14 protein-coding genes are annotated in these 13214 nt (G+C 61.4%); 12 read left to right on the top strand and 2 right to left on the bottom strand.

The window, feature by feature from the left end; translation table 11 throughout:
• Positions 1-163 precede the first annotated feature (163 nt).
• From SULPSESMR1_RS16530 to SULPSESMR1_RS16500, 7 genes are all read left to right on the top strand, one after another.
• Positions 164-1129 (top strand): LacI family DNA-binding transcriptional regulator, encoded by a 966-nt coding sequence (locus SULPSESMR1_RS16530; RefSeq protein WP_434223020.1) that lies wholly within the window; start codon positions 164-166, stop codon positions 1127-1129.
• Positions 1126-2340, top strand: coding sequence for a winged helix-turn-helix domain-containing protein (locus tag SULPSESMR1_RS16525; RefSeq protein WP_089421860.1), 1215 nt, complete (start codon positions 1126-1128; stop codon positions 2338-2340). The genes SULPSESMR1_RS16530 and SULPSESMR1_RS16525 overlap by 4 nt, the downstream gene beginning before the upstream one ends.
• A 108-nt stretch (positions 2341-2448) precedes the next feature.
• Positions 2449-3189 carry a 5-oxoprolinase subunit B family protein gene (locus SULPSESMR1_RS16520; RefSeq protein ID WP_089421859.1) on the top strand — a complete coding sequence of 247 codons (741 nt, stop codon included), beginning with the start codon at positions 2449-2451 and terminating at the stop codon, positions 3187-3189.
• On the top strand, positions 3186-4205 hold the full coding sequence (locus SULPSESMR1_RS16515; protein WP_089422377.1) for a biotin-dependent carboxyltransferase family protein: 1020 nt from the start codon (positions 3186-3188) through the stop codon (positions 4203-4205). Before SULPSESMR1_RS16520 ends, SULPSESMR1_RS16515 begins: the two co-directional genes overlap by 4 nt.
• A gap of 12 nt (positions 4206-4217) precedes the next feature.
• Complete coding sequence (locus SULPSESMR1_RS16510; RefSeq protein ID WP_089421858.1) at positions 4218-4985, top strand: LamB/YcsF family protein; 768 nt, start codon at positions 4218-4220, stop codon at positions 4983-4985.
• Positions 4986-5084: 99 nt separating this feature from the next.
• Complete coding sequence (locus SULPSESMR1_RS16505) at positions 5085-6476, top strand: leucyl aminopeptidase family protein (protein WP_089421857.1); 1392 nt, start codon at positions 5085-5087, stop codon at positions 6474-6476.
• Positions 6473-7270: a C40 family peptidase gene (locus SULPSESMR1_RS16500; protein ID WP_089421856.1), complete on the top strand. Its 798-nt coding sequence runs from the start codon at positions 6473-6475 to the stop codon at positions 7268-7270. Before SULPSESMR1_RS16505 ends, SULPSESMR1_RS16500 begins: the two co-directional genes overlap by 4 nt.
• Positions 7271-7324: 54 nt before the next feature.
• Here the strand turns inward: SULPSESMR1_RS16500 and SULPSESMR1_RS16495 are convergent, their stop codons facing one another.
• On the bottom strand, positions 7325-7672 hold the full coding sequence (locus SULPSESMR1_RS16495) for a DUF2794 domain-containing protein (RefSeq protein WP_089421855.1): 348 nt from the start codon (positions 7670-7672) through the stop codon (positions 7325-7327).
• Positions 7673-7786: 114 nt separating this feature from the next.
• Between SULPSESMR1_RS16495 and paaI the strand changes: the two genes are divergently transcribed.
• Both paaI and paaK read left to right on the top strand, forming a co-directional pair.
• A complete protein-coding gene (gene paaI, locus SULPSESMR1_RS16490) occupies positions 7787-8227 on the top strand; it encodes a hydroxyphenylacetyl-CoA thioesterase PaaI (protein WP_089421854.1) in 441 nt (146 codons plus the stop codon).
• Positions 8224-9525 carry a phenylacetate--CoA ligase PaaK gene (gene paaK / locus SULPSESMR1_RS16485; RefSeq protein ID WP_089421853.1) on the top strand — a complete coding sequence of 434 codons (1302 nt, stop codon included), beginning with the start codon at positions 8224-8226 and terminating at the stop codon, positions 9523-9525. The genes paaI and paaK overlap by 4 nt, the downstream gene beginning before the upstream one ends.
• Before the next feature lie 50 nt (positions 9526-9575).
• Here paaK and SULPSESMR1_RS16480 read toward each other — a convergent pair whose 3' ends face one another.
• The gene (locus SULPSESMR1_RS16480) at positions 9576-10193 is read right to left on the bottom strand and encodes a TetR/AcrR family transcriptional regulator (protein ID WP_089421852.1); all 618 of its coding nucleotides are present in this window, start codon (positions 10191-10193) and stop codon (positions 9576-9578) included.
• A 143-nt stretch (positions 10194-10336) separates the two neighbouring features.
• On the opposite strand from SULPSESMR1_RS16480, the gene mbfA reads away from it, so the two are divergent.
• The 3 genes from mbfA to fghA all read left to right on the top strand — a co-directional run bounded on the left by mbfA (position 10337) and on the right by fghA (position 13206).
• Positions 10337-11311 (top strand): iron exporter MbfA, encoded by a 975-nt coding sequence (gene mbfA / locus SULPSESMR1_RS16475; protein ID WP_089421851.1) that lies wholly within the window; start codon positions 10337-10339, stop codon positions 11309-11311.
• Positions 11312-11344: 33 nt separating this feature from the next.
• The gene (locus tag SULPSESMR1_RS16470; RefSeq protein ID WP_089422376.1) at positions 11345-12274 is read left to right on the top strand and encodes an AEC family transporter; all 930 of its coding nucleotides are present in this window, start codon (positions 11345-11347) and stop codon (positions 12272-12274) included.
• A gap of 98 nt (positions 12275-12372) precedes the next feature.
• Complete coding sequence (gene fghA, locus SULPSESMR1_RS16465; protein ID WP_089421850.1) at positions 12373-13206, top strand: S-formylglutathione hydrolase; 834 nt, start codon at positions 12373-12375, stop codon at positions 13204-13206.
• Positions 13207-13214 lie beyond the last annotated feature (8 nt).

The following is a 13214-nucleotide window of genomic DNA, read 5'->3' as shown; positions in this document are numbered from 1 at the left end:
CGCCTCTGATTGGCTTTGTCATCAAACGACCGTGCAGACTTGCACCTTTTGCGTGGCTGGGGCTTACTGATCGCAACATGACAACAGGATGGCTTTTGTGACAGACCGCCCCCAGCGCCCCCTTACCTTGCGTGACGTATCCGAAGCGTCGGGCGTCTCTGAAATGACCGTCAGCCGCGTGTTGCGCAACAGGGGCGATGTGTCTGACGCCACCCGCAAAAAGGTGCTCGAGGCAGCCACAACGTTAGGCTATGTGCCCAATCAGATCGCAGGATCACTCGCCTCGAAGCGGGTCAATCTGGTGGCTGTTATCATCCCCTCGCTGGGCAATATGGTGTTCCCCGAGGTGCTGACCGGTATCAACCAGATCCTTGACGACACGCCCTTGCAGGCGGTTGTGGGCGTCACCGACTATCTGCCCGAGAAAGAAGAGCGCGTGCTTTACGAAATGCTGTCGTGGCGGCCCTCGGGCGTGATCATCGCCGGGCTGGAGCACACAGATGCGGCCCGCGCCATGATGGCGAACGCGGGCATTCCCGTGGTCGAGATTATGGACACCGACGGGCGTTGCGTGGATTCGATGGTGGGTATTTCGCACCGGCGTGCGGGTGCCGAAATGGCGCGCGCGATCCTCAAGCAGGGATATCAGCACATCGGTTTCATGGGCACCAAGATGCCGCTGGACCACCGCGCCCGCAAGCGCTTCGAGGGGTTCACCGAGCACCTTGCCAAAGCGGGGGTAGAAATCGAAGACCGCGAGTTTTATTCGGGCGGCTCGGCTCTGGCCAAGGGCCGCGAGATGACCAAAACGATGCTGGACCGCAGTCCGGATCTGGATTTCCTGTACTATTCCAATGACATGATAGGCGCAGGCGGCCTTCTGTACCTGCTGGATCAGGGTATTGACGTGCCCGGACAAGTGGGGTTGGCGGGTTTCAACGGCGTCGAATTACTGCAAGGTCTGCCGCGCCAACTGGCCACTATGGACGCCTGCCGCCTCGAAATTGGCCGCGCCGCCGCCGAGATCATTCGCGACCACGGACAAGAGGGCGCACCGACCGAACCGCAAAAGATCACGCTTACGCCCAAGCTCAGTCTTGGTGACACGTTGCGCCGCCGACGCGTGTGACGCGGCCCGTTCTGAACAACACCGCCGCGCGGCGGGTCTTTCTGGACCGCCATGCCTTGCATGAAACGCCGCAGGGGCCTGCCCACGGCGACGCGCTGGCATCGTTGATCACCCGACTGGGATTCGTGCAGCTTGACAGCATCAACACCGTCGCACGCGCCCACGACCTGATCCTGTTCGCCCGCCGCCCCCGCTACCGACCCAAAGCGCTCGACACACTTTACCAACGCGACCGTGCCCTGTTTGAACATTGGACCCATGACGCCGCCGTCATCCCGATGGAATTTTACCCCCAATGGCACATGCGACGCACACGCGACGCCGAGCGCTTGAAAAAAGCGTGGAGCAAAGACCGGCGCGCGGGTTTCGAAGCGCAATATCAGACAGTGCTCGACCATATCCGCGAAAACGGGGCCTGCTCTTCTTCTGATGTCGGCACAGGTGAGAAAAAGGGATCGGGTGGTTGGTGGGACTGGCATCCGTCCAAAACCGCCTTGGAATACCTTTGGCGGTCAGGCGCTCTTGCGGTCACCGGGCGGAGCGGTTTCCAGAAGCGCTATGACCTAACCGAACGGGTGATCGACAAAGCACTTGCGAACCCCGCCCATGCACCGGACACCGAACAGACAATTGACTGGTGCTGCACTCAGGCACTCGACCGTTTAGGCTTTGCCAATCACAGCGAACTCGCGGCCTTCTGGGGCCATATCCGCCCAGCCGAAGCGCAGATATGGGTCAAACATGCCCTCGCGCGTGGCTCCATCATCGCCATCGACGTAGAAAACGCCGACGGCAGCTTGCGCGGCGCTTTTGCTCGCCCCGATCTGCCCTATGATCCGGCCATTCAAACACCGCCCAGTCCGCGCCTGCGCATTCTCAGCCCTTTCGACCCGGCCCTGCGCGACCGCAAACGGGCCGAACAATTGTTCGGCTTTCACTACCGCATCGAGGTTTTCGTGCCCGAACCCAAACGCACCTACGGATATTACGTCTTTCCGATCCTCGAAGGTGACCGGCTGGTGGGGCGCATCGACATGAAGGCCTTTCGCGCCGAAGACACCCTTAAAATCCGGGCCCTTTGGCCAGAACGCGGCGTCCGCTGGGGCAAAGGCCGGACAACAGCGCTTAACACGGAACTCAGCCGTATGCTGAACCTTGCCGGGGTCGGCCAGATCACCTTTGCCCCAAACTGGCTGCGCACCCAGCTTTAGCCCTTCATCTTGCAAAATAAACTCCGGGGGGCGGCCGCAGGCCGGGGGGCAGGCCCCCGGCCGATGACAGCGATTGCACCCGCCCCAAGAAAAGGTAGTGTCCGAATTATGTCTAGCACCTATCCAACGATTCACACTGTCGGCCTTTCGGGCGTTCTGGTCACCTTTGCCGAGGCATTGGACGACACTGCTAACCGCGCCGCACTGGCATTTCGGGCAGAGGTTGACGCCCAAGGCTGGGACTGGGTCCACGAAAGCGCCACCTCGCTGATTTCGGCATTTTTCCGCACCGATCTGGCACAGCATCCCGCCGCCGAAATCACCGGGCAGTTGACCGAACTGCTGGCCACCCGCGACTGGTTCGCCGCGCCACTCCCCGAAGGTCGCAAGCTCTGGCATATTCCGGCGGTGTTCGGGGGTGATCTGGCACCGCAACTGGACGAGGCCGCCGAGGCCGCAGGCCTGTCGCCCAAAGATGCCATCGCCGAGCTGACCAGCACCCGTATGCGCGTCATCACCATCGGTTTCGCCCCCGGTCAACCCTATCTGGGCACGCTTGGCGAACATTGGAACATCCCGCGTCTGGGCACGCTCAGCCCCAACATCCCGCGTGGTGCGCTTGTCGCCGCAGTGCGCCAGCTGTGCCTGTTTTCCAACGACACGCCCACAGGCTGGCGTCATGTGGGGCAAACCGCTTTCCACACCTTCCGCCCGACGTCCGACACGCCCTTTCCGCTTTCGCCGGGCGACGAGCTGCTGTTTCACGCCACGACGCCCGAAGATTACAAAACCATCAGCGCCAACAATGACGACGGCACAGGCGGCGCCACATGGGAGGCATTGTCATGACCGCCGCCCTCAAGGTTCTTCAGATTGGCCCCGCCGCCGCCTTTCAGGATTTGGGCCGCCCCGGCTATATCGCATCGGGTCTGACACGTGGCGGCGCGATCGACACGCTGGCCGTCCACGAGGGCGCAGCGTTGCTCAAGCAATCGCCCGATTGTGCGGTTCTCGAAATCGCCAGCGTCGGCGGCGTGTTCGAGGCCACAGGCCCGCTGCGCATCGCCCTGACCGGCGCGGATATGACCGCTAAAATCGACGACGCAACCGCCGCGTGGAATGCCGCGCACCAGATGGAGGCTGGACAACGGCTGACCATCGGCGCTGCACGTTCGGGCAGCTACGCATATCTGCACGTCGGCGGGGGTTTCGACGCGCCGGTGCGCATGGGCGCGCGGGGCGGCCACATGTCTGCGGGTCTGGGCAAGCTGATCGCCAAGGGTGACACCCTGCCCGTGCTGCCCGACAAAGGCAGCCGAACCGGCTTTTACCTGCCGCGCGACGCGCGTTTTGACGGCGGCACCGTGCGCATCGTGCCATCAGTGCAAACCAACCATTTCCCGCCCGAAGAGCGTACCCGCTTCGAGGCCACTGCCTTCAAACGCGACCCGCGCGCCAACCGTCAGGGCATCCGCATGGAGCATGACGGCGAAGGCTTTGCCGCCCAGGGAATGCGCACCATTGTCTCCGAAGTCATCGTGCAGGGCGACATCCAGATCACCGGCGACGGCACCCCCTTTGTGCTGATGTGCGAAAGCCAAACCACCGGCGGCTATCCCCGCATCGGCACCGTCATTCCCGCCGATCTGCCGCGCATGGCGCAGACGCCTGCGGGCGGCAAGATCACGTTCCAGTTCATCACGCTGGACGAAGCGGTCGCCATCGAACAGAAAGACGCCAAGGCGCGCGCCGGTCTTGCCGCCAAGGCACAGCCGCTGGTGCGCGACATCAATGACATACCCAACCTGCTGTCCTATCAACTGGTCAGCGGTGCCATCTCGGCCCAGGCCGACCCGTTTGAGTAAAGGAACATCGCCATGCAAGTGGATCTGAACGCCGATATGGGCGAAAGCTTTGGCCCGTGGAACATGGGTGACGACGCCAGCCTGCTGACCACGGTCACGTCAGCCAATATTGCCTGCGGGGCCCATGCGGGCGACCCTGACGTGATGGCCACGACGATGGGCATCGCGCTGCAAAACGGTGTCGGCATCGGGTCGCACCCAGGCTTTCCCGACCTTCAGGGTTTTGGCCGCCGTCGCATCCACATGCCCGCCGGATCGCTGCAAAACTCGATCCGCTGTCAGGTGGGTGCCTCGCTGGGCATGGCCGCAGCTCTGGGTGCATCGGTGCGCCACGTCAAGCTGCACGGCGCATTGGGCAACATGACCTCGGAAGACGAAGACATGGCCCGCGCCTGCTATGAAGCGGCGCTATCGGTGGATGAAAACCTGATCGTGATGGTGCTGGCCGCTACGGCACAGGAACGCGCAGTGCGCAGTCTTGGCTGCAAATTCGCCTGCGAAATCTTTGCAGACCGCGCCTATAACGACGATGCCACGCTGGTCGACCGCTCGATCCCCGGCGCTGTGATCCACGACCCGCAGGTTGCAGGGCAGCGCATGGTGGACATGGTCAAGGCGCAGGCAATCATCACCGATTCAGGCAAGCATATAGAAACCCCGATCGACACCATCTGCCTGCACGGCGACACGCCCACAGCCGTTCAGATCGCCGCTGCGGTGCGCGATACGCTGGAGGCGGCGAATATCACCGTCACCCAATTCGCAGGCCGCACTGCCTAACGCCATTTCCACTTCGGCACCCGCGGGTACACATAAGACAGCTTGCGGGTCTCGAAAGGCCCGCTAGGTTGTGGGCAATCCACTCATAAGGTTGCCCACATGCCCCTGACCCAGCCCACCTTCGTCCAAACCGACACCGCCATTCCGCTTACGATCGTTCCCGTGGACACCTGCGCCGACTGGCTCGCGTCGCTGGACGCACCAGCGCAAGTCTGGGCCGAGGCATCAGGCTTTACTGGGAAAATCGGGCAGGCGTTGATCGTTCCCGACACCGATGGCGCCGTGCAAACGGCCGCTGTGGGCTACGGCACCGAAGCCGAGCGCAAACGGGGCCGCTTTCACGTCTCTGCGGCTCTGCCAAAACTGCCAGCGGGCCGCTACGCCTTAAACAGCGACCTGCCGGTCAACACGCTCGAGGCCGAGGCCTTGGGCTGGCTGCTGTCCTCATATCGCTTCGACCGTTACAGCGCCCAAAACCCTTCCCACGCGCAACTCGCGGCACCCCATGGCATCGACGCCGCCCGTATCGAGGCAATCGCCGCAGGCGAGGCTCTGACACGTGATCTGATCAACACCCCCGCCTCCGACATGGGTCCGCCCGACCTCGAAGCGGCGGCGCGGCAAGTCGCGGATGCGTTTGGCGCAACCATGTCCGTTACAACAGGTGACGACCTGCTGACCGATAATTTCCCGATGATCCACGCTGTCGGCCGCGCCGCAGACCGTGCGCCGCGTTTGATCGACATGACATGGGGCGATGCGGGGCCAAAGCTGACGCTGGTGGGCAAGGGCGTGTGCTTCGACACAGGCGGGCTGAACCTGAAACCCGGCGCGTCGATGGGCCTGATGAAAAAAGACATGGGTGGTGCGGCTGCCGTTCTAGGTCTGGCACGCATGATCATGGCGCTGAAGCTACCACTACAATTGCGCGTGCTGATCCCTGCGGTGGAAAACTCCGTGTCTGCAAATGCGTTCCGTCCCCAAGACATCCTGACCTCGCGCAAGGGGCTTACGGTCGAGATCAACAACACCGACGCCGAGGGCCGGCTTGTGCTGGCCGACGCACTGGCGCTGGCCGACGAAGACACGCCCGATCTGCTTGTGTCGATGGCCACCCTGACCGGCGCCGCCCGCGTCGCTGTCGGGCCGGACCTTGCGCCCTACTACGTCGATGACCTGCAACTGGTCACGGCGCTGGAACAGGCCGCCGAGGCAGTGGCCGACCCGGTCTGGCGCATGCCGTTTCATGCGCCGTATGAGACGATGATCGAACCCGGCATTGCCGATCTGGACAACGCGCCCAAAGGCGGGTTTGCAGGTTCGATCACCGCTGCCCTGTTCCTGCGCCGCTTCGTCACCGAAACCCCGCGCTATATGCATTTCGACATATACGGCTGGCAGCCGTCCGAAGCGCCCGCCCGCGCCAAAGGCGGCGTCGGCCAAGGCACGCGCGCACTGCTTGCCTCCCTGCCCGACGCGCTGAAACTGTGACCGACCGGCGCACAACACCCAACCCCGCGTGGGTCGACAGCAGTGCGCCTGCACAAATCGGCGTGACGCTGACCGATCTGCTGGATGCGCCAAATGGCATGCGCGACCGCCAGTTGATTTACGGCGATCCCATAACCGTTCTGGGTGCGCGCGACGGGCACAGTTATGTCCGCTCGGACAAAGACGGCTATATCGGCTTTGTACAAACGACAGCTTTGGCAAATGCCACCCGTCCCACACACCGGATCATCACCCGCACCAGCCACGCCTATGCGCGGGCAGATATGAAATCACCGGACCATGTCACCCTCAGCTATGGCAGCCGTCTGACCGCGCTATCGGAAACCCCAAAATTCATCGAAACCGTGGCGGGTTTTGTTCCCAGACAGCACCTGACACCCGAAGGCCACTGGCACGAAGATCCCGCCGCCGTTGCTGAAATTTTCCTCGGCACACCCTACCTCTGGGGCGGCAATTCGGGCACCGGCATCGACTGCTCCGGCCTCGTTCAGGCCGCCTGCCTTGCATGCAACATCGACTGCGGCGGCGACAGCGACCAACAGGCCCGCACCCTTGGCTCAGCCCTGCCCGAAGGCACCGTGCCGCGTCGCAACGATCTGTTTTTCTGGAAAGGTCACGTGGCGCTAGTGTTCGACAGTGAAACGCTGATCCATGCCAACGCCCACCACATGACCACAGCCTTCGAACCGATCAAGACCGCATTGGCCCGAATTGCCAAATCCGACGGCCCGCGCACAGCCCATAAACGGCTAAAACTTCATCTTGCCAAGTAAACTCTGGGGGACGACCGCAGGCCGGGAGGCTGGCCCCCTGATCCGTTCACAAAGTTAGTCCACCGCGCGGATCAGCTTGCGTTCCAGCACCCGCAGCACGTTTTTCAAATCTCCACCGCGCCGCAAAATCTGACCATCCATGCCAATCACCGCGTACATGCCTTGTTTGCCGCGCAGTTTGGGGCGTTTTTCAATACGGTACATCGGATGCTCGGCCGTACGTCGGAACACCGAGAATACAGCGACCTCGCGCAGACACGAAATCCCGTAATCCCGCCATTCGCCTGCCGCCACCATCCGCCCGTACAGCGACAGGATCATCGCCAGTTCGGGCCGCTGGAACGCCACCTGGGGGCTGGGCATCTCGCGCAAATTGACGGGGGGCGGCGTGTGCATTGTCATGCTATGACAGTTGCGCCGAAACACACGCAAATCAAGCCCCGTTGCGCAGCATCAGACTTGAAGGCGTTACAGATTACAGGCAACCTGACCCGACTTGGAAACATGAGGTGACCCATGACCCCGCAAGACCGCGCCGAACGCAGCGCCAAGGTGATGCTGCAAGGTGACACAGCCAGCCAGTCGCTGGGTATGACCATCACCGCAATCGCTCCGGGCCGCGCCACGCTGACCATGCCGGTCACCGACACCATGCTGAACGGACACGGCATCTGCCACGGCGGCTATATCTTTACGCTGGCCGACAGCGCCTTTGCCTTTTCGTGCAACACCTACAATCAGCGTACCGTGGCCCAGCAAAACCAGATCACCTATCTCGCCCCCGGACAGGCGGGCGACACTCTGACAGCCAGCGCGGTCGAAGTGTCCCGCACGGGGCGGTCGGGCATCTATGACGTCACCGTGAGCGCCAGCGATGGCACAACGCTGGCGCTGTTTCGCGGCCTGTCGCGCACAATCAAAGGCCGGATTTTCCCTGAGGAGGAGGGCACCACATGAAAGACCTGACACCGGACAAGGCGTCCCTTGATCCGATCGAGATCGCCTCGCGCGATGAAATCTCGGCCTTACAGCTTGAGCGGCTGAAGTGGTCGCTGAACCACGCCTATACGAATGTGCCGCACTACAAACAGGCTTTTGACGCCGCCGGAGTGCATCCCGACGATCTGAAAACCCTGTCGGACCTGTCAAAGTTTCCCTTCACCGTGAAACAGGATTTGCGCGACAATTATCCCTTTGGCATGTTCGCCGTGCCCCGCGAACAGGTCGCACGCATCCACGCTTCGTCGGGGACCACGGGCCAGCCCACGGTTGTCGGCTATACTCGCAACGATCTGGACGTTTGGGGCACCGTCGTCGCCCGCAGCCTGCGCGCCTCGGGGTTGCGTTCCGGCGATCTGCTGCACAATGCCTATGGCTACGGGCTGTTCACGGGCGGCTTGGGCATCCATCTGGGCGCGGACAAGCTGGGCCTGTCCACCGTGCCGATCTCGGGTGGGATGACACCGCGTCAGGTGCGCCTGATCGAAGATTTCAAACCCGACGGCATCACCGTCACACCGTCCTATGCGCTATCAATTCTGGACGAGTTCAACGCCCAAGGCCTTGATCCGCGCGACTGTTCGATGAAGGTCGGCGTCTTCGGTGCCGAGCCGTGGACAAATGCCATGCGCCGCGAGATCGAAGACGCATTCGACATGCACGCCGTCGACATATACGGTCTGTCCGAGATTATGGGCCCCGGCGTCGCCAACGAATGTATCGAGACAAAGGACGGGCTGCACATCTGGGAAGACCATTTCTACCCCGAGGTTATCAACCCCGAAACCGGTGCATTGGTGTCCGATGGCGAACAGGGCGAGTTGGTCTTTACCTCGCTGACCAAAGAGGCGTTTCCGATCATCCGCTACCGCACCCGCGACCTGACGCGCCTGCTGTCGGGCACCGCACGCAGCATGCGGCGGATGGAAAAGATCACCGGACGATCCGACGACATGATCATCCTGCGAGGCGTGAATGTCTTTCCCACACAGATCGAAGAATGCCTGATGGCCACTGCCGGGCTGGCGCCGCATTTCCAGATTGAACTGACCAAACCGGGCCGGATGGACCAGCTTTGCGTTCTGGCTGAGGCGGCGGATGCATCGGTGCAGGGCGAACTGCGCGACGCAGCGGCCAAGGCACTGTCGAGCCGGATCAAGCAGATCATCGGGATTTCGGTCAAAGTGCAGGTATCCGACGTGGGCGGCGTGACCCGCTCCGAAGGCAAAGCCGCGCGGATCATCGACAAACGCTGAGTTTCCGGCAATTGCTAACTGCCCCGCCCGATTTGATCGGAGCGGGGCAATTACGCCCCGTAGCGCGCCATGAACACATCCACTGCACCATGCACAACGCGGTTGATTTCAGCCTGTGATACGGAATCCGTCACACCAAAAACCAAACGTGGCCACAGATCGGCTTTGCACAACTCGCCAAACTGGTCGGCGGCCAGATGCATATCGTCAATCGCTAGCTCGCCCCGCGCCACGGCCCCTTCGAAATAGTGGATCAACTCACCCTTCATCACCATCGGACCCGAGGCATAGAACTGCCGCCCCAGATCGGGGAAGCGTTCGCTTTCGGCCACGCAGATCCGAAACATCTGCAACCCAAAGGTCGACGTCAGAAAGCCCAGCAGATGTCGAGCCGCCTGTTCCAGAACCTCGCGCGGGTGGCCACAGCCGTTTATCATGTCCACAGCGGCGCGCGACTGACGGCAGCATTCACTGGCGGCAACCTCCATGAACAGCAACCGCTTGTCGGGGAAATAGCTGTAAAGCGTCGCCTTGGACACGCCTGCAACTTTGGCGATCTGGTCCACGCTGGCCCCTTCAAACCCGTCGACCAGAAACACCGACCGCGCGCCTTCCAGCACCTGATCGAATTTGCGGCCTTTGCGAATTGTCGGGCGTTGGGTGTTCATGCGACTCCTCCATTGCGTTACACAGATATAAACCGGTTGGTTCAGTTCGCACAGCAGTTTCCCGCAAGTCTTCGCTTTTGCTTGTGAGTTCCCGACGAATCCATATATTAGAACCATTCTAAGTTTTCACGGAAAGACATCACATGCGTTTCAACCTTGCCCGCAAACGGTTTCGAGATCTGGACGAACAGGAAATTCTGGCTCTGGCCATTTCGTCCGAAGAAGACGACGCACAGATTTATCGCGGTTATGCCGAAAGCTTGCGGACCGACTATCCCGCCAGCGCCGCCGTATTTGATGGTATGGCGACCGAAGAAGATGCACACCGCCAGCGTCTGATCGACCTGCACAGCGCACGCTTTGGCCCGGTGATCCCGCTGATCCGACGTGAACACGTCTCGGGCTTCTACGCCCGTCGCCCCGTCTGGCTCACCCGCAACCTCGGGCTGGAACGCATCCGCGCCGAAGCCGCCGCAATGGAACATGACGCCGAACGCTTCTATCTTGCCGCCGCCGCCCGCACCCAAGACGCCGATACCCGCAAACTGCTGGGCGATCTGGCCGCCGCAGAGGCAGGCCATCAATCCACCGCAGAAGACCTGCACGACCAGCACCTGACCGAAGGCGCCCGCAACGCCGAAGAAAACGTCGAACGCCGTCAGTTCATCCTGACATGGGTACAACCGGGACTGGCGGGACTGATGGATGGTTCGGTGTCCACCCTCGCCCCGATCTTCGCCACCGCCTTTGCCACACACGATACATGGACCACCTTTCTGGTGGGGCTCGCCGCATCCATCGGCGCAGGCATCTCGATGGGCTTCACCGAGGCCGCCTCGGATGACGGGGCGCTGTCGGGGCGCGGCTCTCCGCTTAAACGCGGCATCGCGTCCGGTGTCATGACCACGCTGGGCGGATTGGGCCACGCGCTGCCCTACCTGATTACCGATTTCTGGACCGCGACAACCATCGCCATCATCGTGGTGTTCATCGAACTTTGGGCCATCGCGTGGATTCAAAACAAATACATGGAAACGCCGTTCTTTCGCGCGGCCATGCAGGTGGTCGTTGGCGGTGCTTTGGTCTTTGCAGCAGGTGTTTTGATCGGTAGCGGATAGACACCCCGCAAACTGCACGCTATCCCTATGGCGATGTTGGCCATCTTCCTCAAGACGTTGCCGTTTTTCGCGCTGATCGGCCTGGGTTACTGGGCCGGACGCGCACGTTTTTTCAGTCAGGAGGCGACGGCCTATCTGACGAAATTCGTGTTCTACTTTGCCCTCTCGGCCATGCTGTTCCGCTTTTCCGCCAATCTGGGCATCGCCGAGGTTTGGAACGGACGTCTTGTCGCCGCCTATTTATGGGGCACCTTTTTCGTCTATGGCATTGCCACGATCGTGGGCTACCTGCGTAAACAAAGCACCGAAGTCACCGCCATCGAAGCGCAATGCGCCGTGATCGGCAACACCGGCTTTCTGGGTGTGCCGATGCTGACCCTGCTGCTAGGCGAGGCCGCGATTGGACCCATAGTGCTAGCGCTGGCGGTGGATCTGATCGTGTTTTCATCGCTGATCGTGATTCTGATCACCGCCTCGCGAGAAGGCGAGATCCGTTTGGGCATCGTAAAGGCTGTCGGCATCGGGTTGCTGAAAAACCCGATGATCGTCGCCATTACGCTGGGCTTTTTCTGGTCGGCCCTGCGCATTCCGATCCCCGGTCCCTTTAATGAATTTCTGGGCATTCTGGGCGGTGCCGCCACGCCCTGCGCCCTCTTCGCCATCGGCGCGTCGCTTGCCAGCAAATCCGCCGAACGGTTGTCGGTCGCGGGTTGGCTGAGCTTTTGCAAGCTGGTGCTGCACCCGCTTTTTGTTGCCTTTGCCGCCATCTTCCTGTTTTCGGTCGATGCCTTTTCGGCCACCGTCATCATCTCGGCAGCTGCCCTGCCCGTGGCTGGCAATATCTTCATGCTGGCCCAGCACTACGGCGTCGCGCCCCAGCGTGTATCGGCCGCGATTCTGGTCTCGACCGCCATCAGCATCGTTACAGTCTCGCTGGTCATTGGCTGGTTGACCGCGGTCTAGGCTTCTTTTGGCTCCAAGTATCCCCGCCGGAGGCTCCCGTCCTTGCCGCCCGCGCCGCCACCCGATAGCCATGCGATAACCTTTGAAGGAGCAAATACATGATAACGATTTCCGAGAATGCCTGCTTTGGCGGCACCCAAGGCGTCTATTCCCACGCCTCCGATACCTGCGCTTGCGACATGACCTTTGGCCTGTTCCTCCCGCTCGAGGCACGTGACGGCCCCGTTCCCGTGCTGTGGTATCTGTCCGGCCTGACCTGTACCCACGAAAACGCAATGACCAAGGCCAGCGCCCAGACATGGGCCGCCGAACACGGCATTGCGCTGGTGTTTCCCGATACATCGCCACGCGGTGAAGATGTGGCCGACGACGATGCCTATGATTTGGGCAAAGGCGCGGGTTTCTATGTCGACGCGACCCAAGAGCCTTGGAAACCGAATTTCAGTATGTGGTCCTATATTGCAGAAGAACTGCCCAAGCTAATCGGGGAAAACTTCGCAGTGGACATGGACCGACAGGCGATCACCGGTCATTCGATGGGCGGACATGGCGCGCTGACTCTGGCGATGAATCTGCCCGGCCGCTACCGCTCGGTTTCGGCCTTTGCACCCATCTGCAATCCGGCGGGCAGCGATTGGGGCCGTAAGCAGTTGCAGGCCTATCTGGGCGATGACGAAACCACATGGGCGCGCCATGACGCCAGCCTGATGATGACCGAACGCGGTTTTGACGGCCCTGTATTGGTCGACACCGGCACGAATGACCAGTTTATCGACCTGCTCAAACCCGAAGCCTTGGCAGAAGCGGTTGCCAAACGTCGCCAACAGGCCACCTTGCGGCTGCAACCGGGTTATGATCACAGCTATTTCTTCGTCTCGACCTTCATGGAGGATCACGTGGCGTTCCACGCAGACGCGCTTTACGCAGATTAAGGACACAT

The organism is Pseudosulfitobacter pseudonitzschiae (assembly GCF_002222635.1).
Classification (GTDB): Bacteria; Pseudomonadota; Alphaproteobacteria; order Rhodobacterales; family Rhodobacteraceae; genus Pseudosulfitobacter; species Pseudosulfitobacter pseudonitzschiae_A.
The sequence above is the reverse complement of the archived record's forward strand: the minus strand, read 5'-3'. Positions and strand labels throughout refer to the sequence as shown.

Coding starts and splice junctions, on each gene's coding strand:
- SULPSESMR1_RS16530 (WP_434223020.1), top strand. CDS start 164: ATGACCGTCAGCCGCGTGTTGCGCAACAGGGGCGATGTGTCTGACGCC.
- SULPSESMR1_RS16520 (WP_089421859.1), top strand. CDS start 2,449: ATGTCTAGCACCTATCCAACGATTCACACTGTCGGCCTTTCGGGCGTT.
- SULPSESMR1_RS16515 (WP_089422377.1), top strand. CDS start 3,186: ATGACCGCCGCCCTCAAGGTTCTTCAGATTGGCCCCGCCGCCGCCTTT.
- SULPSESMR1_RS16510 (WP_089421858.1), top strand. CDS start 4,218: ATGCAAGTGGATCTGAACGCCGATATGGGCGAAAGCTTTGGCCCGTGG.
- SULPSESMR1_RS16505 (WP_089421857.1), top strand. CDS start 5,085: ATGCCCCTGACCCAGCCCACCTTCGTCCAAACCGACACCGCCATTCCG.
- SULPSESMR1_RS16495 (WP_089421855.1), bottom strand. CDS start 7,672: ATGACAATGCACACGCCGCCCCCCGTCAATTTGCGCGAGATGCCCAGC.
- paaI (WP_089421854.1), top strand. CDS start 7,787: ATGACCCCGCAAGACCGCGCCGAACGCAGCGCCAAGGTGATGCTGCAA.
- paaK (WP_089421853.1), top strand. CDS start 8,224: ATGAAAGACCTGACACCGGACAAGGCGTCCCTTGATCCGATCGAGATC.
- SULPSESMR1_RS16480 (WP_089421852.1), bottom strand. CDS start 10,193: ATGAACACCCAACGCCCGACAATTCGCAAAGGCCGCAAATTCGATCAG.
- mbfA (WP_089421851.1), top strand. CDS start 10,337: ATGCGTTTCAACCTTGCCCGCAAACGGTTTCGAGATCTGGACGAACAG.
- SULPSESMR1_RS16470 (WP_089422376.1), top strand. CDS start 11,345: ATGTTGGCCATCTTCCTCAAGACGTTGCCGTTTTTCGCGCTGATCGGC.
- fghA (WP_089421850.1), top strand. CDS start 12,373: ATGATAACGATTTCCGAGAATGCCTGCTTTGGCGGCACCCAAGGCGTC.